The following is a 24,259-nucleotide window of genomic DNA, read 5'->3' as shown; positions in this document are numbered from 1 at the left end:
CGCCGCCGCGGGCTTCAACGCCGAGGGGGCCTACGATCCGGCCGGGCTGCGGGCCGCGCTCGGGTCGCTGTCCGTGCCGGTGCTGCTGGTCGCCGGCGAGCTGGACGTCAATTCGCCGCCCGCCGCCCCCGAAGTCCCCGCCGCCGCCGTCCCCGAAGCCGCCGAACCCGCCGGAGAAGTCGTCGGAGTCGAAGTCGGCCCCCGTCTGGTCCCCGCCCTCCGCCCCCGTCATCCCGTCCCCCGCCGCCCAGGCCCCGGGGGTGTACATCATCGACCCCAGCATCGTCCCCATCAGCAGCCCCGGCAGCATCCCGCCCCCGAAGTAGCCGCCCGCCCAGGGCGCGTACGCGGCCCCCGCGTTCCAGTACGGCTGCCGTCCCGACGCCGTCTCCACCGTCCGTGCGTCCGGCGCCTCACCGTTCGTCACCCGATCGGCGTCCGCCGCGCACGCCGGCACCGTCCGCACCGCGCCGCCCTCGGGCGCCCACTCGACGTCCCGTACGGACACCCCGTGGCGGGGGTCGAAGAAGCACGGCGGCCGGTCCTCCGGCAGCGGCGCGCCCGCCCGCCGCGCCTCCAGCGTCGCCAGCGCGAACCGGCCCTCCGCCAGCGTCCGGGTCACCGGTCCCACGTCGGCGGGCCGGTGGGCGGCGTCCATCCGCGACTTCGCCGTCTCGTACGCGTCCAGCGCCCGCGCGTAGTCCCGCCGCTGCGCCTCGTCGGTCACGCCCGCCGACGGATCGAAGCTCACCCGCGTCAGCTCCTCCCCGAACGCCGTGATGTCCTCGTCCACCACCACCCGCAGCTTCCCCAGCTCCGCCCGCTCCTGCGCCGCCCGCCGCCGCTTCCCCCGCGAGCGCACGAGGAACACCCCGGCGCCGATGAGGCCCAGCAGCACGACGGCCGTCACGATCGACCCGACCGGCGCGCCGCCCCCGCCCCACGACGTCGGCGCCCGGCCGGCGGCGTCCCGCAGCGCCTGGCCGGTGAAGTCCTGGAGCTGGGCGGGTGCGTCGCCGGGGTTCGCGGCGCGGACGGTGGCCAGGAGGTTGTCCACCGACCGCGGCGACATCACCCGCGCGTCCGCCTGCGCCCCGAAGGCGTCACCGAGCTGCACCGCGTACACCCCGGCGATCCCCACCCGGGTGCGCAGCTCCCGGAACACCGTCGACTCGGCGAAGTCGCCGTTCGCCGGCAGGACGGCCACGAACACCGGCTTGCCGGCGTCCCGGATCCGCTCCGCGAGCGCCGTCTGCGCCGGGCGCGAGAGCTGGGACCGCACGCCCGGATGCACGTACACGGGGCCGTCCCGCAGCGCCGCCGCGACCTCGGCGACCGGATCCGCCGGGGTCTGCGCGGGGGCGGGGGCCGCGGTGAGCCCGAGGACCGCGAGGACCAGCAGGAGGACCAGCCGCCGCCTCATGAGGGCTGGACCATCGTGTACCCCTGGTCGAGCAGCCGCGGCAGGTAGGACTCCAGCGCCGACACCGTCTGCCAGCGGTCCCCGCCCCCGTCGTGCGACAGCACGATCGCGTCCGGCCGCGCACCCGTCAGCACGGCCGAGGTGATCGCCCGCGTGCCGGGCTCCGCCCAGTCGTTGGTGTCGATGTTCCACTGGAACGGCTCCATCCCCAGCTCCGCGCAGATCCGCAGCCCCCGCTCGTCCCACATCCCGTACGGCGCCCGGGCGAGCCGGGGCGGGGCGCCGATGGTCCGCTCGATCAGGTCGCTGGTGCGGGTCAGCTCCCGCCGTACCCGGTCGGTCCCGATGAGATCGAGCTGGGGGTGGGTGTACGAGTGGTTCCCCACCACATGTCCGTCCGCCACCACGGCCTTCAGCACGTCCCGGTTCCACGGGATGTTCTCGCCGATCACGAAGAACGTGGCCCGTACGTCGTACCGCCGCAGGATCCGCAGGATCGCCGGGGTCTGGCTGGGGTGCGGTCCGTCGTCGAAGGTCAGGGCCATGAGCCGGCTCCCGGCGCGCCCGCGCAGCGTCTCGTGCGCGGCGGCGCGCACCGGGACGGCGCGGGGGGCGGCGTTCGGGACGCCGTAGCCGCTGATGTGGGTGCTGGGGTAGAGCCGGTACGACGCGGGGGCCTGGGCGAGGCGGGCCGCGGCGGCAGCGGCGGCTGCGGCTGCGCCCGGCTTGGGGTCGTCCACGGCGAGGGTGTCGGTACGGGGGGAGCTCGCGCCGGTGGCCAGCTTGACGGCGCCCGCGACGCCGAGACAGAGGGCTCCCGCGAGCGCGGTGCGCCGCGAGGGGATCCACTTATCGTATTTGTCGTACTTCATTACTAACTGTTCTCACGGGGCGTGAGCGGGACCGGCGACCGACACGCGCCCCCCGAAACCGCACCCGTACGGACGCGGTCGGGTGGTGCCGGGCCCGTCGCGGTGCAGGGCCGTGACCCGGGTCTCGGTGCAACGGGTGTGCGAGACGGCGTACTCTGTACGGATGTAAGCCCTTGACCTGCGCCGTCAGGCAGGGAGCCGAAACCCCGGGAGTCCGCAGATGCTGCGCACCATGCTCAAATCCAAGATCCACCGCGCCACCGTGACGCAGGCCGACCTGCACTACGTGGGATCGGTGACGATCAGCGAGGACCTGATGGAGGCCGCGGACCTGCTCCCCGGCGAGCAGGTCGACATCGTCGACATCAACAACGGCAACCGGCTCTCGACGTACGTGATCACGGGTCCCCGCGACAGCGGCGTCATCGGCATCAACGGTGCCGCGGCCCGGCTGGTGGCCCCCGGCGACCTGGTGATCATCATCAGCTACGCCCAGGTCGAGGACGCGGAGGCCCGCTCCCTGAAGCCCCGCGTGGTCTTCGTCGACGCCGACAACACGATCACCGGCGAGGGCGCCGACGCCGCGGAGGCCCCGGCGGGCTCGGGGCTGGTCCGCGGGGACTCGGTACGGGCCTGACGAGCGCCTGCGAGGGGCGGCCCCACCCCGGGACCGCCCCCCACCTCACTCCGCCCGCAGCGCGTTCCCCGTGTCCGTCCGCGCCGCCCACCCCGCCGGGAGCAGCGCGCCCGTCACCGCGATCGCCACGCCCGCCAGGGCCAGCAGGGTCAGCTGGCCGGCGCCGTAGGCGTCGATGTGCGACGGGGGGATCCGGGTGCCCGCCGCGTCGCCCATCGCGGGCATCACGTAGTGGTGCAGCGCCACGCCCAGCGGGACGCCGATCGCCCCCGCCAGGACGCCGATCACGCCCACCTGTGTGAGCACCTGGGTGACCGTCTGGCGCGGGGTCATCCCCAGGGCCTTGAAGACGCCCAGGTCGCGGACGCGGTCGCGGGTGTCCAGGACCACCGTGTTGAGGACGCCCAGGCAGGCCACGGTGACCAGCATCAGCGTCAGGATCGCGATCAGCGCCTGCATCGCGGCCAGCACGCTCGACTTGCCCGTCTCGCTGACGGCCGCCTCCGCCCCCAGCGGCTCGAGGACCTTGTCCAGCTTCTTCGTGTACGCGCCCACGTCCGTGCCGTCCGTGAGGCCGACGGTGAACTCCGTCATCTCGTACTCCGGTTTCAGCGCGGACAGCGACGCCTCGGTCGTCCGTACGGCCATGCCGTCCTCGCTCAGGTCGAAGACCTCCCCCACGATCCTCAGCCGCACCGACCGGTCCCGGTCCGACAGCGTCACCGTGTCGCCGATCTCCGCGCCGGTCGACAGCAGGAACCGCGACGCCGCCACGGCCTCCCCGTCGGCTTCGAACCAACGGCCCTCCGTCATCGTGTGCTTGGCCCCGGAGACGTCCCCGCCGTACGCCACCACCGGCACCGGGTCCTTCAGCCCCGCGACCCGTACCTCCGTCTCCCCCCGGCGGTAGTACGACTCCGTCCCGCCGGCCGCGTCGATCGCCGCCGCCACCTTCGCCGGATCGGCCGGCCCCTGCGGCTCGGGCGGCGGCCCGTCGGACGCGCCGGGCGGCGGCCCCGTCATCATCCGCACCGTTCGGACGAGCGCCTGCCCCCCGCCCTCGTCCGGCTCACCGTCCCGCTGGATCGCGAACAGCGTCGTCGACAGCCCCACCGCGAACACCACCGCCAGCGTCCCGAACGCCACGGCTCCCGCCATGGTCACCGACCGCACGGGCCGCGCGAACGGCCCCGCCAGCCCCAGCGTCACCGGCCGCGGCAGCGGCAGCGAGCCCAGCAGCCGCCGCACCGACCGCCCCCGCGCGGACTCCGCGGCCCGGCCCACGCCGAGCACCGACGCCGTCCGCAGCCGCGCCGCCCGCAGCGCCGGACCGAGCGCCGTCAGCGCGACCAGGGCCAGCGCGCCCAGCGGCACCACGACGTTCACCCACACGGGGATCAGCATCACGCCCGTCTTGTACGCCTGGGCCACCTCGGCCATCACCGGCACGGCCAGCACGTTGGCCAGCGCCACGCCGAGCACCGCGCCGACCGCCGACGGGATCAGCGCCTGCGCCACGTACGCCCGGCACACCTGCGGCGGGGTGAAGCCGAGGGACTTCAGGATCCCGATCCGCCGCTTCGCCGCACTCACCGCACCGCTCACCACGATGCTGATGACCAGCACCGACAGCGCCAGCCCCAGCAGCGCGAACGCGGTGACGAACGGGATGAACGCGCCGGTGGCCTCCTCGGCGGCCTGCTTGACGTCGAGGTAGGACTGGGTGCCGCCGACCGTGCCCTGCGGCGCGGCGGCGGTCACGGCCGCGCGGGCGGCCTTGAGGTCGGCGCGCGAGGAGGCGTGGTCGAGGCGGTAGAGCATCTGGTACGAGGGGGTGTCGTCCAGCGCCGCCAGCTGGGCCGGGGTGACCCAGGCGCCGGCGCTCGCCCCGACGGACGTCGCGATCCCCACGACCTTCAGCTCCGTACCGTCGCTCTTCACCGACCAGCCCGTCCCCCGGTCCGCGAAGGGGGTGCCGGACTCGAGCACGATCTCGCCGTTCCCCTTCGCCCACCGGCCGGACGTCAGCTCCACCCGGTCCACGTCCCCGCGAACCGACGCCCGTCCGGCGACGGTGAGGGGCGGCGGTGCGAACCCCGGGCCCGCCATGTCGGTGGGCGCCAGCCGCAGCGTCGTCACCGGGTACGGGCCGGCGGTGTCCGTCACCCCGTCCGCCGTCGCGGTGGCCGCTGCCTGCGCGGCGGTGGCGCCCTTGAACTCGGCGGTGAGGTGCGCCCCGTGCTGGCGCGCGAACGCCCGGTCGAAGGGTGCCTGGGAGGCGACGAGCAGCCCCAGCGCCAGCACGGACGCGGCGACGGACAGCAGCGTGGTCAGCACCATCACCGCGGTCTGCACGCGTTTGCGGCCCACCCCGGCCCGTACGACCCGGCCCAGCGCGCTCACCGTGCCACCGCCGTGACGTCGCGGGCGATCCGGCCGTCGACCAGCTCGATGGTCCGGGTGGCGCACGATTCGGCGAGCGTCAGATCGTGCGTGACGAGGACGATCGTCTGCCCGTCGGCGTTCAGTTCGCGCAGCAGCTCGCGGACCTCCACGCCCGACGCGGTGTCCAGCGCGCCCGTCGGCTCGTCGGCGAGGAGCAGCGGCGGACGGTTCATCAGGGCGCGGGCGACGGCGACGCGCTGGCGTTCGCCGCCGGAGAGCCGGCCGGGGTAGCCGCGGGCGTGCCGGGCGATGCCCAGGTAGTCGAGGAGTTCGGCGGCGCGGGCGGCGGCCTCGGCGCGGCCCATGCCGGAGAGCTGGGCGGGCAGCAGCACGTTGTCGGTGACGGTGAGGTCGTCCAGCAGGTTGAAGAACTGGAAGACCATGCCGACGCGTTCGCGGCGGTAGCGGGCGGAGGCGCTCTCGCTGAGCTCGTCGATCCGCCGCCCGTCGACGGTGACGGTGCCGGAGGTGGGCCGGTCGAGGCCGGCGATCAGATTGAGCAGCGTGGACTTGCCGCTGCCGGACGGGCCGAGGACGGCGAGTGCTTCTCCCGTACGCACCCGCAGCGTCAGCCCGTCGAGGGCGGGCGGCCCGTCGTCGTACTCCTTGCGTGCCTCACGCACGTCGATCAGGACGTCGGTCATCGTGTCTCCCTGGGTCGTCACAGTGCGACGAAGTTACGAGCGGGGGGCGGGGCGGCACGTCGGCCGCAGTGTCCAATCCGCGTACCGCGCTCGGGGGACAACGGCCCCGCGTCCCTCTGGGGGATGACCTCTCGGGAGGGATTCGCCGGAGCCGGGCGCTTGGGACACTGGTCCGGTGGACAGCGACAGGTGGTGGTCGGCGCGGCTGCGCTCGGCGTCGAAGCGGCTGCCGTTCGCGCCGGCCGCGGGCCGCGCGGCCGGCGGGCCGCTCACGCGCTGGGCGTGGGTCGCGGACGCGCTGCTGGCGCTGGTGCTGGCGATCGGCGTGGTGAGCACGGACCTGGACCGCGTCTATCTGAGGGTGGAGGACGGTCCGTCCGCCCCGTGGCAGCAGAAGGCGGACGGGCCCGCGCCGCCGGACCTCGCCGAGCCGCCGCCGGTCTGCCCGCCGCCGGGAGTTCCCGACGACCGCCTCGGCGTGCCGTGCATACCCGAGGAGCAGTTCCGACAGGTCATGGAGCAGAAGCTGCCGGACGCCCGCTGGTGGGAACTGGCCCTGGGAGTCGCGGCGGTGGGACCGCTGGCGGCCCGCCGGCGCCGGCCCCTGCTGGTCCTGTGGTCGGTCCTGGCCGGGACGGCGGCGTTCCATCTGGGCGAGGTCAACCCGGACTCCACGGCCGTCACGTTCGCGGCGGTGCTGATCGCCGTGTACAGCGCGGCGATGTACAGCCCGCACCGCAAGACCGCCGCCGCGAGTCTGCTGCTGACGGTGGTGCTGCTGTGGCGCAGCCATCTGGTGCCGGACGTCAGCCGGGGCATGATCCCGCTGCTGGTCCTGGTGCCGGTCGCGCTGGCCGCCAACGCGCTGCACGCCTGGCAGCAGCGGGTGCGCCGGCTGCAGCGCGAGCAGGAGGCGGCGACGAGCCTGGCCGTGGACCGCGAGCGGCACCGGATCGCGCGGGAGCTGCACGACGTGGTGACGCACAACGTCAGCATGATGACGATCCAGGCGGGCGCCGCCCGCAAGGTTCTGGACATCTCACCCGGTCAGGCGCGCGAGGCGATGCTGGCGGTGGAGGCCGCCGGACGGTCGGCGATGGCGGAGCTGCGCCAGGTGATGGGGCTGCTCACGATGGACTCCGCCGGCCCCGATCCGGCCGCGGCGGCGGACCTGGCGCCGCAGCCGGGGCTGGACCGGCTGACGGACCTGGTGGACCGGGTGCGGGCGACGGGCGCGTCGGTCGCGGTGCGGACGGACGGTACACCGGTGCCGCTGGCGCCGGGGGTGGATCTGGCCGCGTACCGGGTGGTGCAGGAGGGGCTGACGAACGCGGTGCGGCACGCTTCGGGGGCCGGGATCACGGTGCGGGTCGCGTACGGGGAGGGCGAGTTGCGCATCGACGTGGACGACTCGGGGGGCGTCTCGCTGGGGGCGGAGGGCAACGGGCGGGGGCTGATCGGTCTGCGCGAACGCCTCGCGGTGTACGGCGGTACGCTCCACACCGGCAGGCGTCCGCGCGGGGGTTACCGAATACGGGCGGTCATCCCGCTGGAGGCGACGTGAACGGGGCACCGCGGGTCGTCGTGGTGGACGACCAGGCGCTGGTACGCACGGGGTTCAGGATGATCCTCACGGCGGACGGCATCGAGGTCGTCGCCGAGGCCGCGGACGGCGAGGAGGCGGTGGCGGCGGTGCGCCGCACCCGGCCGGACGTCGTGCTGATGGACGTACGGATGCCCGGCACGGACGGGCTGGAGGCCACCCGGCGGATCCTCGCGGGCGGCCCGGAGACGCCGCGGATCATCATCCTCACCACGTACGACCTCGACCAGTACGTGTACGCGGCGCTGTCGGCCGGGGCGAGCGGCTTCCTGCTGAAGGACGTCACGCCCGAGCATCTGGCGGCGGCGGTCCGCCTGGTGCGCTCCGGCGACGCGCTGCTGGCGCCGGCGATCACGCGCCGGCTGGTCGAGCGGTTCGCCGGCGCGGGCGGCCGGGGCGCGTCGCTGCACCGGGATCTGGCGGCGCTCACACCGCGGGAGCTGCAGGTGCTGGAGGCCCTGGCGGGCGGCGACAGCAACGCGGAGCTCGCGGCGCGGTTCCGGCTGAGCGAGGCGACGGTGAAGACGCATGTGGCCCGGATCCTGTCGAAGCTGGGGCTGCGTGACCGGGCGCAGGCGGTGATCGCGGCGTACGAGACGGGGCTGATCACCCCGGGCGGGCGCGGCTAGGGTCTGTCGCCCAGGGTTTCGAGGAGTTCACGCAGGCCGCCGGCGAGCTCCGCGCGCCGTTCGGGGGTGAGGCCGGCGAGGATCCGGTGCTCGTTGGCCACATGGGCCTCCACCGCGCGGTCGATGAGCTCGGCGCCCTCCTCGGTGAGGGAGACCTCGACGCCGCGGCCGTCCGACGCACTGGGGGTGCGGGCGATCAGCCCGCGGCCCTCGAGGCGGTCCAGGCGCTGGGTGATCGCCCCGGAGGTGACCATGGCGGAGCGCATCAGCGCCGTCGGGGTCAGGGGCGAGCCGTTGCGGCGCAGGGTGGCGAGCACGTCGAAGGAGCCCCGGTCCAGGTCGAACCCGGCGAAGGCGACGCGCAGTTCGGCGTCCAGCACCCGGGCCAGCCGGGAGACCCGGCCGATCACGCCCATCGGGGAGACGTCGAGGTCAGGCCGCTCGCGGGCCCATTGTTCAAGGACGCGGTCCACGTGATCAGACACGGGCGTAAGGCTAATGGGTTCGGCGGCCATCCGGCCCTCCCGGGGAGATTTTGCTTAACGATGAGACAGATAGCTTAGCGCTGAGGTAGTTTTATCTCACCGCTAAGAGACCCACGGGAGTGGACGCGATGCCTGCCAGCCGTACCACCACCATCCTGATCACCGCCCTCGCCCCGGCCGTCTGGGGCTCCACCTACCTCGTCACCACCGAACTGCTGCCCCCCGACCGCCCCCTGCTCGCCGGTGTCATGCGGGCGCTGCCCGCCGGGCTGCTGCTCGTCGCCCTGACCCGGCGGCTGCCCCGCGGGGTGTGGTGGTGGCGGTCGCTGGTCCTGGGCACCCTCAACATCGGCGCGTTCTTCGCCCTGCTCTTCATCGGCGCGTACCGCCTCCCCGGCGGCGTCGCCGCCACCATCGGCGCCCTCCAGCCCCTCGTCGCCCTCGCCCTGGCCGCCGGCCTCCTGGGGGAACGCCTCAGCCCGCGGCCGGTGCTCGCCGGAATCGCCGGCGTCGGCGGGGTGAGCCTGCTCGTCCTGCGCGCCGACGCGGCGCTGGACTGGCTCGGGGTGACCGCCGCGGCGGCCGGCGCCGTGGTGATGGCGCTCGGCGTCGTCCTCGCCAAGCGCTGGACGTCCCCGGCGCCGCTGCTCGCGACCACCGGGTGGCAGCTGGTGGCCGGCGGACTCGTCCTGCTGCCCCTCGCGCTGGCCGTCGAGGGCCCGCCGCCCGCGGACCTCACCGGGCGGAACATCGCGGGGTACGCGTATCTCACGCTGGTCGGCGCGGCGTTCGCGTACGCGGTGTGGTTCCGCGGCCTGCGTTCCCTGACCCCCGCCAACGTCACCTTCCTCGGCCTGCTCAGCCCCGTCGTCGCCACCGCGCTCGGCTGGCTGGCCCTCGGCCAGTCCCTCACCGGCTGGCAGGCGCTCGGCGGGATCGTCGTCCTCGGCGCCCTGGCCGCCGGACAGCTGCGCCCGGCGGCGCGCCGTACGGGATCCGCCCCGCCCGCCGCCGCATCGAACAACCCGTCTCGATTGGCGCGTAATTGACCATGCCGTCGCACCCTGGGCACCCGCCCCAGTACGCTCCGTTAGCTATGCACACCACACCAGCCCCGTGTCCCGGCAATCTCCCCGCCGAGCTGACCCGGTTCATCGGCCGCGACGCCGACCTCGACCGCCTCGCCGGCGCCCTGGCCGGCGCGCGGCTGGTGACCGTCACCGGGGTCGGCGGGGTGGGCAAGTCCCGGCTGGCGCTGCGCGCCGCCACGCAACTGAAGGAACGATTCCCCGACGGTGTATGGCTGGTGGACGCCACGGCCGGCGGAACGGTCGCGCACACCGCGCTGCAGGCGCTGGCGCCGCCCGACCCCGGCGGGCTGCGGCCCCCGGACCTGCTGGTACGCCGTCTGGCCGGCCGCCGGGCGCTGCTGGTGCTGGACGGCTGCGAACGCGCCGGCGCCGAGTGCGCGGAGCTCACGGCCACCCTGCTGCGCGGAGCGCCGGAGCTGCGGGTGCTGGCCACCGGCCGCCGCCCCCTCACCGTCGACGGCGAACGGATGTTCCCCCTCGCCCCGTTGCCGGAGGGCGACGCGGTCCGGCTGTTCACCGACCGCGCCCGCACCCTCGTCCCCGGCTTCGCCCTCGAGGGCGAGCAGGCCCGTACCGTCGCCGGCCTCTGCCGCCGGCTCGACGGCATCCCCCTGGCGCTGGAGCTGGCCGCGGGCCGGCTGCGGGGGCTGACGCCGGAGCAGCTCGTGCGGCGGCTCGACGACCGGTTCCGGCTGCTGGTGTCCAGCGGCCGCGGCCGCCCGGCGCGGCACCGGACGCTGCGTACGACCATCGGCTGGAGTCACGAGCTGTGCGCCCCGCCCGAACGGCTGCTGTGGGCCCGGCTGTCGGTGTTCGCCGGGGACTTCGACCTGGACGCGGCGGAGTTCGTGTGCGGCGGCGAGGGCCTGGACAGCCGGGACGTCGCGGAGGTGCTGGGGGAGCTGGTCGCCCAGTCGGTGGTCGTGCGCGAGGAGTGGCGCGGGCAGGTGCGCTTCCGGCTGCTGGACACCGTACGGGAGTACGGTGCGCGGTGGCTGCCGTCCGCGGCGGAGGAGGAGCGGCTGCGGGGGCGGCACCGGGACTGGTATCTGGGGACGGCGGTCTGGGCGGAGCTCGACTGGTTCAGCCCGGCGCAGAGCGAGGTCCCGGGGCGGGTCGAACGTGAACTGCCCAATCTGCGGTCCGCGCTGGAGCACTGTCTGTGCCGGCCCGGGGAGGGGCATCTGGGTCAGCAGCTCACGTCGTCGCTGTGGTTCTACTGGCTGGCCTGCGGCCGGCTGACCGAGGGCCGGGTGTGGCTGAACCGTGCGCTGGCCGCCGGCAGCGACGACTCGGCCGCCCGCTCCCGGGCGCTGTGGGTGTCGGGCTGGCTGTACCTCCTGGCGGGCGAACCGGCCACCGGCCGGGCGGAGCTGCTGGAGAGCGCGCGGCTCGCGGATCTCGCCGACGACGCCGCGAGCGGCGCGCACACCCGCCAGGGCCTGGGCGTCCTGCACGCGGTCACCGGTGACGTACAGCAGGCCGTGGAGACGCTGCGTGACGTGCTGCACCGGCTGCGCGAGCTGGGCCGGCTCGACAGCCTCGCCCTGCTGGCGCAGTCACAGCTCGGCCTGTGCCTGGCGTTCGCCGGCGACACGGACGAGGCGCTCGGCCTGCTGGCCGAGGCATACGACCTCGCCGTGGAGCACGGGGAGCTGTGGGCCAGGAGCTGCACCCTCTACGCCTGGGGGTACACCCTGTGGCGGCGGGGCGTGACCGTACGGGCGCTGGAGCTCAGCCTGGAGTGCCTGGCCATCAAGCGGACGTTCCGCGACGTGGTGGGCATGACGATGACGCTGGAGCACATCGCCCCGCTGGTCGCCTCCCGTGATCCGGCGCTGGCGGCGCGGCTGCACGGCGGGGCCGCCGACGGCTGGCAGACGGTCGGCCCGGAGCGCTTCCACTCCGCCCACTTCGACCTCCCGCACAGCGAGGCCGAACGCCTCGCCCGCGCCGCCCTGGGCGACGAGGGCTATCGCGACGCGGTGGCGGAGGGCCGCCGGCTGGGCCTGGCGGAGGCGGTGGAGGAACTGCTCGCTTCCCCGACTGCCGCCCGTTAAACGGCACTTGCCCATTCCGCACACCGGCTGTGAGGCTGGCGTCATGACCTCGCTCTACGACCACGCCGGCGGGGCAGAGGCCCTGCGGCGCTTCATCGACGTGTTCTACTCCACCCTGCTCGAGGACCCGGTGCTCCAGCCGCTGTTCGGCAAGGGCAGCCCCACCCATGTCGAGGCGCTGATCGCGTTCGACACGGAGGTCTTCGGCGGACCCGACGACTTCACCCGCGACTGGGGCGGCTTTCAGCACATCATCGACGTCCACCGCGGCCACAGGATCACCGAGGAGCAGCGGCAGCGGTTCGCGGACCTCTATCTGGCCGCCGCCGACACCGTCGGCCTGCCCGACGACGAGCCGTTCCGCCGGGCCCTGCGCGAGCACGTCGACTTCGGCACGGAGGTCGCGTACCAGAACTCGCACGCCGAGACCGACGACCAGCTCCACCCCCTGCGCACGATGCCCAAGTGGGACTGGCCCCAGGAGAAGTGACGTCAGCCGTCCCGGCGCCGGCCCAGCGACTCGCGGGCCCACCTCAGCAGCCGTGAGCCGCGCCGGCGGCTCGGGGTGTGTGCCTCGGGGTCGACCTCGTAGCGGGTGACGTACGCGCCGAGGAAGCCCTGGAGCGTGGCCGTCGCCGGGATCGCGATCAGCGCGCCTATGGCGCCCATCAGCGCGGCGCCGGCGATGACCGAGCCGAAGGCGACCGCGGGATGGACGTCCACGGTCTTCGAGGTGATCTTCGGCTGGAGCATGTAGTTCTCGAACTGCTGGTACACGATCACGAACCCGAGCACCCACACTGCCGCCCACGGGCTCACGGTGAACGCCAGCAGCATCGGCAGGGCGCCCGCCAGATACGTACCGACCGTCGGTACGAACTGCGAGATCACGCCCACCCAGATCGCCAGCGCGGGGGCGTACGGCATGCCCAGGATCAGGAACAGGATGTAGTGCGCGGCGCCGGAGATCACGGCCATCACCCCGCGCGAGTAGAGATACCCGCCGGTCTTGGTCACGGCGATCTCCCACGCCCGCAGCACCTCGGCCTGGCGGGCGGGCGGCAGTACGGAGCACAGCGCGCGGCGCAGGCGCGGGCCGTCGGCGGCGAAGTAGAACGCGAAGAGGGTGATCGTCAGCAGGCGGAAGAGGCCGCCGATGACGGCCGTGGACACCGTCCAGACGTTGTCGGCGCTGTCCTGCAGATAGTTGCGCACCCAGTCGGAGCTCAGGAAGTCGGCCTGCAGCTTGTCCGCGTCGAGCTTGGTGTCGAAGCGGTCGTTGAGCCAGACGACGACGGAGTCGATGTACGTGGGGAAGTTCTCGACCAGCTCCCGCACCTGGTCGGCGAGCACCGACCCGAGCAGCGCGAGGAAGCCGCCGAAGAACACCAGCACCCCGAGGAACACCAGCGCGGTGGCCAGTCCCCGGCGCATCCCGCGGGCGGACATCCGCTCCACGGCCGGTTCGACGGCGAGGGCCACGAACCAGGCGACCAGCACGTTCAGCAGCAGCCCGAGCAGCTGGTGGAAGGCCCATTCGGCCAGCAGGAAGCAGCCGTACAGGGCCAGCGCGACGGCCAGCGCCTTCGGCAGCCAGGAGGGCATCTCCCGGTGGCGCCGGTCGCGGTCGTCGGGGGCCTGCGGGCCGGCCGGACGTCCGCCTCCGTCGGGGCGGTCGGGCGCGGCGAGGTCGTCGGGCGTCTGGGTCTCGTCTCGGTCCGGCACGGTCCAAGTCTGTCAGCTCGGTCCGCGACGGGTACCGGCCGGTCACCCACCCCGGCGACGGAGACGGTCAGCAGCCGTCGTCCGCGCACCCCTCGTCGTCCTGCGCGCGCTCCACCTCGCACACGCCCCGCATCTTCGCGCCCATCGACTCCGCTATGTCCCCGAGGGCCTTCAGCTGCTCCGGGGTCAGCAGGTCGAAGAGGTGGGTGCGGACCTCCGTCACATGGCCGGGGGCCGCCGCGACGAGCGTCGCGTAGCCCGTCTCCGTCAGCGTCGCCACCTGGCCGCGCCGGTCGCCGTCGGCGGCACAGCGCGAGACGTAGCCCGACTTCTCCAGCGCGGTCACCGCGTGCGAGAGGCGGCTGCGCGAGGAGGACACCTTCTCCGCCAGCTCACCCATCCGCAGTGCTCTGCCGGGCGCTTCGGACAGCATCACGAGAATCTCGTAGTACGCCACGGGCATCCCGGAGTCCCGGCGCAGCTGCCTGTCGAGGTGAGCGTTGAAATCGCGGTACGCCTGCATGAATGTTCGCCATACCCGCTGCTCCTCGTCCGTGAGCCAGCGGAAGTCACTGTCGGTCATACCCCCAGCATACCGTGTACTTGAGGTTTCAACCTTTCTCTGCTATATTAGGTGAGAGTTCAACCACCTGGACCGATCCCCCTGAGATGAGGCGCATTCTCATGACCAGCACCCCCGACACCGCGAACATTCCCGGCTACCTCGCGGGCACCTGGACCATCGACCCCGTGCACACGGACGCGGCGTTCACGGTCCGCCATCTCGGCGTCACGAAGGTCCGGGGGCGCTTCAACGACGTCTCGGGCACGATCGTGACCGCGAAGAACCACCTCGAGTCGTCGGTGGAGGCCGTGATCAGCACCGCGTCGGTGGACACGGCGAACAAGATGCGTGACGACCACGTCCGCGGCGAGGACTTCCTGCACGTCGAGGAGTTCCCCGAGATGACCTTCCGCTCCACCGGCGTGCGTGCCGAGGACGGCGAGGCCTTCCTGCTCGACGGCGAGCTGACGCTGCGCGGCGTCACCAAGCCGATCGTCCTGTCCCTGGAGCTCGGCGGCTTCGGCGACCACCACCAGGGCGGCAAGGTCGCCGGCTTCTCGGCCACCACGCAGATCAACCGCTCCGACTTCGGCGTGACCGGCGGCGCGGCGGGCGCGGCCGTCAGCGACAAGATCACGATCACGCTCGACATCGAGGCCACGTCCCAGGACGCCGCCTGACGATCGTCTCCGAGGGGGGCGGGACCACGGTCCCCGCCCCCCTCGAGCGTGTCCGGATTTCACTCTGGCCGACCCGTGTTCCCGGGAGCAATATCAAGGGGTTCAGCGCTCGACGTGTCCTGATTCGATTGTCATGTTCAGGACATTCCTTCCCCACGAAGGGAGTACGTCATGGCCTGCAGCAACACCTACCTCTGGGCCGGCGAGACCACCTGGTTCTGCTGCGGCGCGGCCTGGGGGCCGTGCGCATCAGCCGGTGGCGGCGCCTGCGGCAACTGCCGCTCCGGCTCGTACCACGGCGCGTGGCCGAACGCCTCCGCCGCCTGCTACAGCATCACCCGCCCCGACCTGTGCTCCGGCGAGGGCGGTATCCCGCGGCGCGGCTGCGGTTCGGTGATGAAGGTCGTCCAGCAGTGCAGCCGGGCGGCGGTGTGCATCACCATCACGGACTGCGGTCCGCGTACCCACAGCTTCTGCGGCGAGGCCACCTGCTGCAGCGGCCAGTGCCGTACGAACCGGATCCTCGACCTCACACCCGCGGCGTTCTCGGCCATCGCGTCGTTGAACTCCGGCAAGACCGGCGTCCAGATCTACGAGTGAGGAGGGTGAGATGACCAGCACAGACTTCGACCGGCGGCGCTTCCTCTCCACCGCGGCGCTGGGCGGCGCCACGATCGTCGGCGCCACGGCGCTCGGCGGCGTCGACCCGGACGCCGCGTTCGCGGCGCAGCACCAGCCCCTGGATCCGGCCGTCCCCTCGTCCTCCTTCGTGGAGGGCCGGGTCACCGCGATCGAGGACGGCTCGCTGCTGAAGGTCGCCGGATCGTACGGCGAACGCAACTCCGTACGGATCACCAACGCCACCAGCGTGTGGAAGCTGTACACCGTCGACATCGACGCGGTGGAGCCCGGCGACGGGCTGTACGCGCGGGGCGTCGCGATGCCGGACGGCACCATCGCGGCGGACGCGGTGTGGGTGAACATCGTCAATCTGGAGGTCGTGATCCGGGGCATCGGCAAGAACCGGCTGGCCATGGGCCATCACGCCGGTGAGCTGGTCGGACGGATCCACGACGACCACACCTCGGCCTCGTACGCCGGGGGCGCGCTGACGAAGGACCTGTCGCGCATCCGGATGGGGCAGTACGCCCGGGTCCTCGGGGCGTGGCGGCCGTCGGACGGGGCGATCGATCTGGCGCGGGTCTCGGTGGGGCACTGATGGCAGGGCTCGCGGCGCTCGTCGTCGGCGTGCTGCTGGTCGTCACGGGGGCGGGGAAGCTCTTCTCCGGGGCGGCGAAGCTGCGTGGCCAGGCCGTGGACACGGCGCTGGAGCGCCGGCTGCGGATCGGGCGGGCGGTGGCGGTGCTGCGGCTGACGGGAGGCGCGGAGCTGGTTCTGGGCGGTGCGCTGCTGGCCCTGCCGGGTGCGGTGACCGGTGGGGCGGTGGCCCTGCTGGGGCTGGTGTTCACCGGGTATCTGGCGTGGGCGCGGGCCACGGCGCCGGAGTCGTCGTGCGGGTGCACCGCCGCGGACCACGCCCCGATCGGGGTACGGGCCTTCTCCCGGGCGGGGCTGGTCGCCGCCGGGGGGACGGCGGTGGCGTTCGCGCCGGTGGCGTGGTGGTCGTACGCCGGGGACCGGCCGGTTCTCGCCGGGGTGCTGGTGGCGGTGGGCGCGGCGGTGGTCGTGTCCGTGCACGCGGACGTGGCGGTGCCGCTGCGGCGGTTGCGGCTGCGGCTGCTCGGGCATCCGCTGGGCGGTGACCCGGCGGCGGTGCCGGTGGAGGGGTCGGTGGAGCTCCTGGAGCGGTCCGTGGCCTGGGAGACGCTGAACCCGCTGGTGCGCTCGGGTCTGCTCGAGCACTGGGACGACGGCGACGGCTGGCGTTTCCTGCGCTACACGGGTCTGTACGCCGCCTCCCGCCCGGTGTCGGTGGTGTTCGCCCTGTCGTCCCGGGCCCGCCTCGGGGGGCCGCCCCCGGCGATCCGCGTGGCGCTGATCGCCCTGGACACCGGGGAGGTGCTGCCGGCCCCCACCCCGGAGCCGGTGGGCTGACGCCCACCGACCACTGCGGGTGCGGGGCAGCGCACCTGCGGTGGGTCACGCCGTGAGGCGCCGGCCGATTCCGGTGATCCGTGTCCGGGTGATCGCGGGGCGTGCCAGAATCGCCGCCTGATCGTGCGGCGGGCGTGCGGTTCGCGAGGGCTGGGGGATACGTGAGAGGGCTCGGGTACGTGGCGGCGGTCGGTGCGGCCGCTCTGATGCTGGCGGTCACCGGGTGCGGTGGGGACGGGTCGTCGTCGGCGTCGGACGGGTCGGCGAAGGACAGCGTGTCCGGGGCGCCGTCGGCGGGTGCTTCGGCATCGGCCTCGGGGTCGGCATCGGCCGACGCGGGGTCGCGGACGGATGACGATTCGTCTTCGTCCGAGTCCTCGCCTCCGCCGGACGCGAAGCCCGCGAAGGCGAAGGCGAAGAAGGACGTCGAGGCGGATTTCCGTTACGCGACGGCGGAGTTCGGCGGGGAGCTGCGGATCGTGGACGATCCCCGGCCGTGTTCCGTCGACGCCATGATGCTGACCGCGCAGATCCCGGGGGAGGCCGAGGTGAAGCGCGTCGTCGGACATCTGAAGGAACGCGGCTGGACCGTCGAGGAGACGTCCGCGACCACCGGGTCCTATCTCAGGTCCGGCGACTGGTTCCTGATCGCCGGCCCGGGGCCGATTCCGCCGGAGGCGAAGGACCAGGCGGGAGACAGCAAGGGGGCGTTCGTCCTCGGCGCCAGGGGCAAGTGCTGACCCCCCGCGGGGCCCTCACGCCCCGCTGAGCACCACCAGCTCCCGCGTGGCCCGGGTCATCGCCACGTACCGGTCCACCGCCCCCTCGATCCCCTCCCCGAACGCCTCCGGCGAGACCAGCACCACCAGGTCGAATTCCAGCCCCTTCGACAGCTCCGGCGTCAGCGACCGCACCCGGGGCGTCTCCGCGAACGACGGATCGCCGATCACGCACGCCGTTCCCTCGTCATGCGACGCCAGCCACTCGGCGAGGATCGAATCGAGCTCTGCCACGGCCCCGTGACGGACGTCGATTCCCGAGCTGCGGACGGACGCCGGTACGTTGGCGTCCGGAAGCGCCGACAGGATCACCGGAGCCGCCTCCCGCATCACCTCTTCCGGCGTCCGGTAGTTGATCCCGAGGGACGCCACCCGCACCCGGTCCAGCCCGACGCGGGCGAGCCGCGTCTCCCACGACTCCGTGAACCCGTGCCGCGCCTGCGCCCGGTCGCCGACGATGGTGAAGCTCCGCGACGGGCACCGCGCCAGCAGCATCTGCCACTCCGCGTCGGTGAGTTCCTGCGCCTCGTCCACCACGATGTGCGCGAACGGCCCGGCGAGCAGATCCGGATCGGCGTCCGGCACCGCGCCCGTGTCGATGAGCCGGTCCTGCAGATCCCGCCCCCGCAGCATCGTCACCGCCCCCTCGCCGTCGTCGTCCGACGCCACCACGCTGTCGATCACGGCGGCCATCCGCTCCCGCTCGGCGGCCACCGCGGCCTTCTGCCGGCGCTTCAGCCGCGCCGCCTCAGGATCCCCGAGCCGCTGCCGCGCCGCGTCGAGCAGCGGCAGGTCGGACACCGTCCAGGCCTGCGGCGCCTCCTTGCGGGCCAGCGCGCGGACCTCGTCCGGGGCGAGCCACGGGGCGCACATCCGCAGATACGCGGGCACCTCCCACAGATCGCCGACCAGATCGGCGGCCTCCAGCAGCGGCCACGCCCGGTGCAGGGTCGTGACCAGCTCTTTGTCGTGCCGCAGCGCCCGCCCGAAGAACGCCGGCGGTACGTCCTCGTTGCCGAGCCGGTCGTAGAGGAGGGTGACCAGCTCGTCCCAGATCAGCTCCCGCGCCTCGTTGTGCGGCACCCCCGCCTCCGCAGCCGAGAACGCCTCCGCCCAGTCCTCGGCGCCCAGCGGCAGATCCCCCCAGGGCGTCGACACGACCAGCTCCGCGGCGGGCGGCTCCTCGTACAGCCGTACCGCCGGCTCGACCGCCCCCACCATGGCCGCCGACGCCTTCAGCCGCGCCACCTCCGGATCGGCCTCCGGCGGCGCCCCGGCGCCCTCGGCGACGAGGTCGCGCACCGTGCAGGTCCGCACCCCCTCCTCGCCCAGCGACGGCAGGACGTCCGCGACGTACGCCAGATACGGCTGGTGCGGCCCCACGAACAGCACCCCGCCGCGCCGGTGGCCCAGCCGCGGGTCGGCGTACAGCAGATAGGCGGTGCGGTGCAGGGCGACGACCGTCTTGCCCGTGCCGGGACCGCCGTCGACGACGAGGGCGCCGCGCGAGCTCGCCCGTACGACGGCGTCCTGGTCGGCCTGGATGGTGGCCAGCACGTCCCGCATCCGGTCCGAGCGGCTGGCGCCCAGGCTCGCGACGAACGCCGACTGGTCGTCGAGCGCGGCGTGCCCCACCAGGCCCTCCGGGGTGAACACCTCGTCCCAGTAGTCGGTGATCCGCCCGTCGGTCCAGCGGTAGCGGCGGCGGCTGGCCAGGCCCATCGGGCCGGCGTGGGTGGCGGCGAAGAACGGCTCGGCGGCGGGGGAGCGCCAGTCGACCAGCAGCCGCCGGCCCGTACTGTCGGTGAGCCCGAAGCGTCCGATGTACAGCGGCTCGGCGCCGTCCGCGGCGACGACGCGGCCGAGGCACAGGTCGAGCCCGTAGCGGCGCAGGGCGCGCAGCCGTCCGGTCAGCCGGTGCACCTCGGCGTCCCGGTCCATCGCCGCCCGCCCGGCCCCGCCCGGGGCCTTCAGCGCGGCGTCGAGCTGGGCGGACACGTCGGCGACGGACTCGTCGAGGGCGGCGGCGACGGCGGCGAAGTGCCGCTCGTCGGACGCGGTGAGCGCCGGATCGGCCTTGGCGGCGAGTCGCTCGGGGAGGGCGAAGACGCTGGTGGTCTGGAGGGTCAAGTGATCGGCTCCTTGGGGACGACGCGGACGGACGTCCTGCGAGCAGCGATTTTGCGGCACGAGGGGGGCCTTGTGGCAAGGCCCCCCATGCGCTATACGTTGAGAGTGGCGGGGCGAAGGCCCCGTTTTTTCGTGCCCCGGTACGGGCTCACGCGGGCGGTTCGGCCCCCGGGGTCGCCGAGCGCAGGTCCGCCAGCAGCTCCGCCTGGCCCGCCAGCACCCCGGACAGGATCGACCGGGCGATCGTCAGCAGCTCCGACACCTCGGGCGACGTCAGCGAGTAGTACACCGTCGACCCCTCCCGCCGGGTGACCACCAGGTTCGCCCGCCGCAACACGGCGAGCTGCTGCGACAGGTGGGCCGGCTCGACCCCGATCTCCGGCAGCATCTCCGATACGGCGTGCTCACGGCGGCTCAGCAGCTCGAGCACCCGGATCCGCACCGGATGGCCGAGGGTCTTGAAGAACTCAGCTTTGAGCTGGTACAACGGCGCGCTCAAGGCACCCTCCTCGTACAGGACCGCGGGCAGGGCGTCCTCGCGTTCGTCGGCATGGCGCCCATCCTCGCGCGGATGGGCCCCCGCGGGGAAACCGGGCACGGCAAGTCGGGCCGTCAAGAGCGCACGTCCACGGGCTCGGGCGGCAGGATCCCCGCGCCGTGCAGCAGCCGCCGCGCGCCGCGGATCGCGTCCGGGGTCGTCGCGTACTCACGGCCCTCGTGACGCAGCAGGTCCAGCGCCCCGACGGAGTCCAGCGCCTTGCGCTGCCCCGGCCGAATGCCGGACGCCAGGACGACGATGCCGCGCCGGTTCAGTTTCTGCACCGCGTCCTTCAGCACCAGCGCGCCGGTGGCGTCCAGGGTCGTCACCCGCGACATCCGCAGGATGACCACCCGTACGTCGGAGACCTCCGACAGCTCCAGCAGGAAGCGGTGGGCGGCAGCGAAGAACAGCGGGCCGTCGAGGCGGTACGCCACGATGTGCTCGGCGAGCAGCGCGTGCTCCTCCGCGGAGTGCGCGGGCAGCTCGTCCACCACGTTCACGGTGTCCATCCGGGCCTGCTTGGCCACCGCCCGCAGCGCCAGCGCGCCGGCCACCACCAGGCCGATGATCACCGCGTAGACCAGGTCCAGGGCGAGGGTGGCCGCGGCGGTGAGGACGAAGACCAGGGCGTCGGAGCGGGTGGCCCGGGTCATCGCCCGGATGCTGCCGACCTCCACCATCCGCACCGCCGTAGCCAGCAGCACCCCGGCGAGCGCCGCCAGGGGGATCTCCTCGACCAGCGGGGCGGCGGCGAAGACGATCACCGCGAGGATCGCGGCGTGGGTGATCGCGGCCAGCCGCGAGCCGGCGCCGGTCCGCACGTTGACCGCGGTACGGGCGATGGCGGCGGTGGCCGGGACGCCGCCGAACAGGGGGGCGGCGAGGTTCGCGATGCCCTGGCCGAACAGCTCGCGGTCCGGGTCGTGCTGCTGGCCCACGGTCATCCCGTCCGCGACGGTCGCCGACAGCAGGGACTCCAGCGCGGCGAGCGCCGCCACCGCGACGGCGGGCGCGAGCAGGGAGGACAGCGCCGAGGTGTCCAGGAAGCCCAGCGACGGGGCGGGCAGCCCGGAGGGCAGGTCCCCGATGGGCGTGGCGTCCAGGTCCAGGGCCTTGACGGCGAGGGTGGCGAGGATCACGGCGACAATGGAGAACGGGATGCCCGGCTTCAGCCGCGCCCCCGCCAGCATGACGGCCGCCACCGACAGCGACAGGATCACGGCCGTCCAGTTGGGGGCGGCGGCGAAGTCGGCGACCGCCCGCCAGGCGACGACGACCACCCGGTCGCCCTCCGGCTTGGGGACACCCAGGGCGTCGGGTATCTGCTGGAGCCCGATGACCGCCGCGATACCGAGGGTGAAGCCCTCGACGACGGGAGCGGGGACGTACCGCATGTACGAGCCGGCCCGCGCCAGCGCCAGGGCGATCAGCATCAGCCCGGCGAGGAAGCCGACGGCGAGGACGCCGCCCGCCCCGTACTCGGCGACGATCGGCACCAGGACCACGGTCATCGCGCCGGTGGGCCCGGACACCTGGAGGTTGGAGCCGCCGAAGAACGCGGCCAGCGCACCGGCCACCACGGCGGTCGCCAGCCCCGCCTGCGCGCCGAGGCCGGAGGACACCCCGAAGCCCAGGGCGAGCGGCAGGGCGACGATCGCGACGGTCAGACCGGCGAGGAGGTCCCGGCGCGGGTCACGGCGCATGGCCGTGAAGTCGGCGCGGGCAGGCAGCAGTGAGCGGACCGGGCGCCAGACCCGGGTGAGCACGTCCGTCACTTCGCCGCGACCTCGAACCTGCACAGCGGCAAAGACACCACGGACCCGCTCTCCTCGCTTCGGTTCTTCCGGGCGACCGCCCGGTCATTGACCACCTCACTATCTATTGAATTGCAGAATTTTGCAATTTGCGAGGTCAGCTATCCTGTGGCCATGAACGAGACCCTGCCCCCGTGCCCCAAGTGCGCGAGTGAGTACACCTACGAGATGAACGCCCTGATGGTGTGCCCCGAGTGCGCCCACGAGTGGGTCCCGGGCGGTGCCGACGCGGCGGCCGCCGCCCCGCAGGAGCGGGTGATCAAGGACGCCGTCGGCAATGTGCTGCAGGACGGGGACACCGTGACCGTCGTCAAGGCGCTGAAGGTCAAGGGCAGCCCGTCGGGCATCAAGGCCGGCACGAAGGTGCGCAACATCCGTCTGGTCGACGGGGTGGACGGCCACGACATCGACTGCAAGGTCGACGGCTTCGGCGCCATGCAGCTGAAGTCCAGCGTGGTCAAGAAGGCCTAGCGGCTCTCCGCCTCCTGCAGCTCAGCCAGCAGCCTCCCCTGTCCGGCCAGCATCGCCCCCAGGATCCGCCGGGCCGAGCCCAGCAGCTCCGCGACGTCGCCGCCGGTCAGGGCGTACGTCACCGACGAGCCCTCACGGGTGGACGTGACGATGCCCGACCGGCGCAGTACGGCCAGCTGCTGCGACAGGCTCGACGGCTCGATCTCGATCTCCGCCAGCAGCTCCCGGACCGGCCGCGGCCCGTCCTGGAGCAGCTCCAGCACCCTGATCCGCACCGGATGGCCCAGCATCCGGAAGAACTCCGCCTTCGCCTCGTACAACGGCACCCGCACCCCCACTCAACCCCTTCCCGGACCGGCCGCCCCGTCGCCCGGCGTCACCTGGAGCCCCAGCGACCGGGCGATCCGGATCGCGTCGTCCAGCTCGTCCGCGGCGCACGCGATCGCGTAGGCGTCGTCCTCCGCCGCCGCGGTCTCCAGGTCCCGGCGTGCCAGGCGGACCCGCTCCAGTGCCAGCTCGGCGAAGGATTCGACCATCGGCCCCTCCCTTGGATCGGCGGGATCGGAACGCCGCCGGTCCCGGGGCGACGGTGCCCGTCGGACCAGCATCTAGCGAATTGCAGAAATGCGCAATTGCCCGGACGGACACGGAGGGGAAGCCTTCCGTTACTCCTTATCGCCGTCCCAGGGGCGGCCGAACCAGCCGTCGTCGGTGCGGACGAGGCACAGGAGGGCGGCCGCGACCCGGTGGTCCAACTCCGGTTCGGACAGCCGCAGATCGTTGCCGCCGGCCTTGTGCTCGAAGGCCCGCCGGCCGCCGGTACGCCAGATCACACGCCGCGGGGCGCGGGGGACGTCGCCGCCGAGGATCGCGGCGATGCCCATGAACACCCACAGCGGGAACAGCAGCCAGTACATCAGCCACCAGACGAGCCGCCCCTTGTAGCCCACCGCGTCCTCGGCGCCGGGCCGGCGCACGGTCCACCGGGTGCGCAGTCCGCCGTGGAACGCCCGCCGCACGGCGATCGTCGCGATGATCCGCCCGTGTTCGTCGAGCACCTGGTACGTGGCGCCCCCGCCGTCGGCCCGCTCGGTGACCACGGTGGCAACCCGCCGGTCGCGGTGCTGGTCGGCCCAGAGGACGAAGGAGCGGACGTTCTTCTTGCGCGCCGCCAGATACGCGGGTATCCCGCCGGGCGGGAGCTCGCGTTCGAGGAGGGCGAAGAACTTCTCGCCCGTGGTGTCCGTGCCGATGTTGACCCTGGACCGCAGCGGCGGCGGAAGGTCGGAGCGCACCTGCGGGATGTTCTGCTGCTGCGTCTGGTCCTTGAGCAGTCCGTAGGTGTGCCAGAGCGTGAGCTTGGTCGTCATGAGGTTCCCCCCGCGCTGAAACGGGTCAGCCGATCGATTTTGATCAGAAGCGGCCTTACCTGTACCCGTTGTGACGGCTGAAGCCTAAGCGGATTGATCGTTACCGATCAATCAGTGCCATGTTCCGACTCTGTGCCGGTCGGCGGACGTTCGCCCTCAGGTGTACGGCAACGCCGTGGCCAGCAGTACGACCCTCAGCGACCCGACGAGCGACGCCACCGCCGGCTGCCCGCCCACCCA

25 protein-coding genes are annotated in these 24,259 nt (G+C 73.3%); 12 read left to right on the top strand and 13 right to left on the bottom strand.

Annotated features, from left to right (window positions below; all coding sequences use genetic code 11):
• Positions 1 to 1,423, bottom strand: a 1,423-nt coding sequence (locus SRB5_RS34245) for a hypothetical protein (RefSeq protein WP_228390661.1), incomplete at its 3' end; no start/stop codon positions are given.
• Positions 1,420 to 2,295, bottom strand: coding sequence for a polysaccharide deacetylase family protein (locus SRB5_RS37815; RefSeq protein ID WP_153457512.1), 876 nt, complete (start codon positions 2,293 to 2,295; stop codon positions 1,420 to 1,422). The genes SRB5_RS34245 and SRB5_RS37815, both read right to left, overlap by 4 nt.
• Before the next feature lie 220 nt (positions 2,296 to 2,515).
• Here SRB5_RS37815 and panD point away from each other — a divergent pair, with 220 nt between their 5' ends.
• Positions 2,516 to 2,932 carry an aspartate 1-decarboxylase gene (gene panD / locus SRB5_RS34235; RefSeq protein ID WP_153457510.1) on the top strand — a complete coding sequence of 139 codons (417 nt, stop codon included), beginning with the start codon at positions 2,516 to 2,518 and terminating at the stop codon, positions 2,930 to 2,932.
• A gap of 45 nt (positions 2,933 to 2,977) precedes the next feature.
• Here the strand turns inward: panD and SRB5_RS34230 are convergent, their stop codons facing one another.
• Both SRB5_RS34230 and SRB5_RS34225 read right to left on the bottom strand, forming a co-directional pair.
• Positions 2,978 to 5,335, bottom strand: coding sequence for an ABC transporter permease (locus SRB5_RS34230; protein WP_323378957.1), 2,358 nt, complete (start codon positions 5,333 to 5,335; stop codon positions 2,978 to 2,980).
• Positions 5,332 to 6,021, bottom strand: coding sequence for an ABC transporter ATP-binding protein (locus SRB5_RS34225; RefSeq protein ID WP_153457509.1), 690 nt, complete (start codon positions 6,019 to 6,021; stop codon positions 5,332 to 5,334). The genes SRB5_RS34230 and SRB5_RS34225 overlap by 4 nt, the downstream gene beginning before the upstream one ends.
• Before the next feature lie 175 nt (positions 6,022 to 6,196).
• Between SRB5_RS34225 and SRB5_RS34220 the strand changes: the two genes are divergently transcribed.
• Both SRB5_RS34220 and SRB5_RS34215 read left to right on the top strand, forming a co-directional pair.
• Positions 6,197 to 7,585 carry a sensor histidine kinase gene (locus SRB5_RS34220; RefSeq protein ID WP_323378956.1) on the top strand — a complete coding sequence of 463 codons (1,389 nt, stop codon included), beginning with the start codon at positions 6,197 to 6,199 and terminating at the stop codon, positions 7,583 to 7,585.
• Positions 7,582 to 8,253, top strand: coding sequence for a response regulator transcription factor (locus SRB5_RS34215; protein ID WP_323378955.1), 672 nt, complete (start codon positions 7,582 to 7,584; stop codon positions 8,251 to 8,253). The genes SRB5_RS34220 and SRB5_RS34215 overlap by 4 nt, the downstream gene beginning before the upstream one ends.
• On the opposite strand, the gene SRB5_RS34210 is transcribed toward SRB5_RS34215, so the two are convergent.
• Positions 8,250 to 8,738 carry a MarR family winged helix-turn-helix transcriptional regulator gene (locus tag SRB5_RS34210; protein WP_323378954.1) on the bottom strand — a complete coding sequence of 163 codons (489 nt, stop codon included), beginning with the start codon at positions 8,736 to 8,738 and terminating at the stop codon, positions 8,250 to 8,252. The two genes, SRB5_RS34215 and SRB5_RS34210, sit on opposite strands and share 4 nt — an antisense overlap.
• Positions 8,739 to 8,866: 128 nt before the next feature.
• Here SRB5_RS34210 and SRB5_RS34205 point away from each other — a divergent pair, with 128 nt between their 5' ends.
• The 3 genes from SRB5_RS34205 to SRB5_RS34195 are packed head-to-tail and all read left to right on the top strand — an operon-like array spanning position 8,867 to position 12,379.
• A complete protein-coding gene (locus SRB5_RS34205) occupies positions 8,867 to 9,787 on the top strand; it encodes an EamA family transporter (RefSeq protein ID WP_153457505.1) in 921 nt (306 codons plus the stop codon).
• A 47-nt stretch (positions 9,788 to 9,834) separates the two neighbouring features.
• Positions 9,835 to 11,889, top strand: a complete 2,055-nt coding sequence (locus SRB5_RS34200) for an ATP-binding protein (protein ID WP_153457504.1) — start codon at positions 9,835 to 9,837, stop codon at positions 11,887 to 11,889.
• Positions 11,890 to 11,932: 43 nt separating this feature from the next.
• On the top strand, positions 11,933 to 12,379 hold the full coding sequence (locus SRB5_RS34195) for a group II truncated hemoglobin (protein ID WP_153457502.1): 447 nt from the start codon (positions 11,933 to 11,935) through the stop codon (positions 12,377 to 12,379).
• Between the two features lie 2 nt (positions 12,380 to 12,381).
• Here SRB5_RS34195 and SRB5_RS34190 read toward each other — a convergent pair whose 3' ends face one another.
• Both SRB5_RS34190 and SRB5_RS34185 read right to left on the bottom strand, forming a co-directional pair.
• A complete protein-coding gene (locus tag SRB5_RS34190; RefSeq protein WP_153457519.1) occupies positions 12,382 to 13,494 on the bottom strand; it encodes an AI-2E family transporter in 1,113 nt (370 codons plus the stop codon).
• A gap of 187 nt (positions 13,495 to 13,681) precedes the next feature.
• The gene (locus SRB5_RS34185; protein ID WP_153457500.1) at positions 13,682 to 14,197 is read right to left on the bottom strand and encodes a MarR family winged helix-turn-helix transcriptional regulator; all 516 of its coding nucleotides are present in this window, start codon (positions 14,195 to 14,197) and stop codon (positions 13,682 to 13,684) included.
• A 101-nt stretch (positions 14,198 to 14,298) separates the two neighbouring features.
• On the opposite strand from SRB5_RS34185, the gene SRB5_RS34180 reads away from it, so the two are divergent.
• The 5 genes from SRB5_RS34180 to SRB5_RS34160 all read left to right on the top strand — a co-directional run bounded on the left by SRB5_RS34180 (position 14,299) and on the right by SRB5_RS34160 (position 17,654).
• Positions 14,299 to 14,859, top strand: a complete 561-nt coding sequence (locus SRB5_RS34180) for a YceI family protein (protein WP_153457499.1) — start codon at positions 14,299 to 14,301, stop codon at positions 14,857 to 14,859.
• A gap of 171 nt (positions 14,860 to 15,030) precedes the next feature.
• A complete protein-coding gene (locus SRB5_RS34175; protein WP_153457497.1) occupies positions 15,031 to 15,459 on the top strand; it encodes an RlpA-like double-psi beta-barrel domain-containing protein in 429 nt (142 codons plus the stop codon).
• A gap of 10 nt (positions 15,460 to 15,469) precedes the next feature.
• Positions 15,470 to 16,078, top strand: a complete 609-nt coding sequence (locus tag SRB5_RS34170) for a cell wall protein (RefSeq protein ID WP_153457496.1) — start codon at positions 15,470 to 15,472, stop codon at positions 16,076 to 16,078.
• Entirely contained in the window at positions 16,078 to 16,914 is an 837-nt protein-coding gene (locus tag SRB5_RS34165) for a MauE/DoxX family redox-associated membrane protein (RefSeq protein WP_153457495.1), read from the top strand. Before SRB5_RS34170 ends, SRB5_RS34165 begins: the two co-directional genes overlap by 1 nt.
• A gap of 161 nt (positions 16,915 to 17,075) precedes the next feature.
• Positions 17,076 to 17,654 (top strand): hypothetical protein, encoded by a 579-nt coding sequence (locus SRB5_RS34160; RefSeq protein ID WP_153457494.1) that lies wholly within the window; start codon positions 17,076 to 17,078, stop codon positions 17,652 to 17,654.
• Between the two features lie 15 nt (positions 17,655 to 17,669).
• Here SRB5_RS34160 and helR read toward each other — a convergent pair whose 3' ends face one another.
• The 3 genes from helR to SRB5_RS34145 all read right to left on the bottom strand — a co-directional run bounded on the left by helR (position 17,670) and on the right by SRB5_RS34145 (position 22,067).
• Complete coding sequence (helR, locus tag SRB5_RS34155; protein ID WP_153457493.1) at positions 17,670 to 19,823, bottom strand: RNA polymerase recycling motor ATPase HelR; 2,154 nt, start codon at positions 19,821 to 19,823, stop codon at positions 17,670 to 17,672.
• 148 nt (positions 19,824 to 19,971) lie between these two features.
• Positions 19,972 to 20,322: an ArsR/SmtB family transcription factor gene (locus SRB5_RS34150; RefSeq protein ID WP_153457492.1), complete on the bottom strand. Its 351-nt coding sequence runs from the start codon at positions 20,320 to 20,322 to the stop codon at positions 19,972 to 19,974.
• Positions 20,323 to 20,435: 113 nt separating this feature from the next.
• On the bottom strand, positions 20,436 to 22,067 hold the full coding sequence (locus SRB5_RS34145; RefSeq protein WP_194293114.1) for a SulP family inorganic anion transporter: 1,632 nt from the start codon (positions 22,065 to 22,067) through the stop codon (positions 20,436 to 20,438).
• 225 nt (positions 22,068 to 22,292) lie between these two features.
• Here SRB5_RS34145 and SRB5_RS34140 point away from each other — a divergent pair, with 225 nt between their 5' ends.
• Positions 22,293 to 22,649: a zinc ribbon domain-containing protein YjdM gene (locus SRB5_RS34140; protein WP_153457491.1), complete on the top strand. Its 357-nt coding sequence runs from the start codon at positions 22,293 to 22,295 to the stop codon at positions 22,647 to 22,649.
• Here SRB5_RS34140 and SRB5_RS34135 read toward each other — a convergent pair.
• The 3 genes from SRB5_RS34135 to SRB5_RS34125 all read right to left on the bottom strand — a co-directional run bounded on the left by SRB5_RS34135 (position 22,646) and on the right by SRB5_RS34125 (position 24,019).
• On the bottom strand, positions 22,646 to 22,981 hold the full coding sequence (locus SRB5_RS34135) for an ArsR/SmtB family transcription factor (protein ID WP_323378953.1): 336 nt from the start codon (positions 22,979 to 22,981) through the stop codon (positions 22,646 to 22,648). The genes SRB5_RS34140 and SRB5_RS34135 overlap by 4 nt on opposite strands.
• A gap of 6 nt (positions 22,982 to 22,987) precedes the next feature.
• A complete protein-coding gene (locus tag SRB5_RS34130; RefSeq protein WP_153457490.1) occupies positions 22,988 to 23,185 on the bottom strand; it encodes a hypothetical protein in 198 nt (65 codons plus the stop codon).
• A gap of 129 nt (positions 23,186 to 23,314) precedes the next feature.
• A complete protein-coding gene (locus SRB5_RS34125; protein WP_228390660.1) occupies positions 23,315 to 24,019 on the bottom strand; it encodes a hypothetical protein in 705 nt (234 codons plus the stop codon).
• Between the last annotated feature and the right edge of the window lie 240 nt (positions 24,020 to 24,259).

It is taken from the genome of Streptomyces smaragdinus (genome assembly GCF_009604385.1).
Lineage (GTDB): Bacteria > Actinomycetota > Actinomycetes > Streptomycetales > Streptomycetaceae > Streptomyces > Streptomyces smaragdinus.
The sequence above is the reverse complement of the archived record's forward strand: the minus strand, read 5'-3'. Positions and strand labels throughout refer to the sequence as shown.

What these genes read in the sequence shown, in the direction of transcription:
- SRB5_RS37815 (WP_153457512.1), bottom strand. Translation starts at nt 2,295, where the DNA reads ATGAAGTACGACAAATACGATAAGTGGATCCCCTCGCGGCGCACCGCG.
- panD (WP_153457510.1), top strand. Translation starts at nt 2,516, where the DNA reads ATGCTGCGCACCATGCTCAAATCCAAGATCCACCGCGCCACCGTGACG.
- SRB5_RS34225 (WP_153457509.1), bottom strand. Translation starts at nt 6,021, where the DNA reads ATGACCGACGTCCTGATCGACGTGCGTGAGGCACGCAAGGAGTACGAC.
- SRB5_RS34205 (WP_153457505.1), top strand. Translation starts at nt 8,867, where the DNA reads ATGCCTGCCAGCCGTACCACCACCATCCTGATCACCGCCCTCGCCCCG.
- SRB5_RS34200 (WP_153457504.1), top strand. Translation starts at nt 9,835, where the DNA reads ATGCACACCACACCAGCCCCGTGTCCCGGCAATCTCCCCGCCGAGCTG.
- SRB5_RS34195 (WP_153457502.1), top strand. Translation starts at nt 11,933, where the DNA reads ATGACCTCGCTCTACGACCACGCCGGCGGGGCAGAGGCCCTGCGGCGC.
- SRB5_RS34190 (WP_153457519.1), bottom strand. Translation starts at nt 13,494, where the DNA reads ATGCCCTCCTGGCTGCCGAAGGCGCTGGCCGTCGCGCTGGCCCTGTAC.
- SRB5_RS34185 (WP_153457500.1), bottom strand. Translation starts at nt 14,197, where the DNA reads ATGACCGACAGTGACTTCCGCTGGCTCACGGACGAGGAGCAGCGGGTA.
- SRB5_RS34180 (WP_153457499.1), top strand. Translation starts at nt 14,299, where the DNA reads ATGACCAGCACCCCCGACACCGCGAACATTCCCGGCTACCTCGCGGGC.
- SRB5_RS34175 (WP_153457497.1), top strand. Translation starts at nt 15,031, where the DNA reads ATGGCCTGCAGCAACACCTACCTCTGGGCCGGCGAGACCACCTGGTTC.
- SRB5_RS34170 (WP_153457496.1), top strand. Translation starts at nt 15,470, where the DNA reads ATGACCAGCACAGACTTCGACCGGCGGCGCTTCCTCTCCACCGCGGCG.
- SRB5_RS34165 (WP_153457495.1), top strand. Translation starts at nt 16,078, where the DNA reads ATGGCAGGGCTCGCGGCGCTCGTCGTCGGCGTGCTGCTGGTCGTCACG.
- SRB5_RS34145 (WP_194293114.1), bottom strand. Translation starts at nt 22,067, where the DNA reads ATGCGCCGTGACCCGCGCCGGGACCTCCTCGCCGGTCTGACCGTCGCG.
- SRB5_RS34140 (WP_153457491.1), top strand. Translation starts at nt 22,293, where the DNA reads ATGAACGAGACCCTGCCCCCGTGCCCCAAGTGCGCGAGTGAGTACACC.
- SRB5_RS34130 (WP_153457490.1), bottom strand. Translation starts at nt 23,185, where the DNA reads ATGGTCGAATCCTTCGCCGAGCTGGCACTGGAGCGGGTCCGCCTGGCA.
- SRB5_RS34125 (WP_228390660.1), bottom strand. Translation starts at nt 24,019, where the DNA reads ATGACGACCAAGCTCACGCTCTGGCACACCTACGGACTGCTCAAGGAC.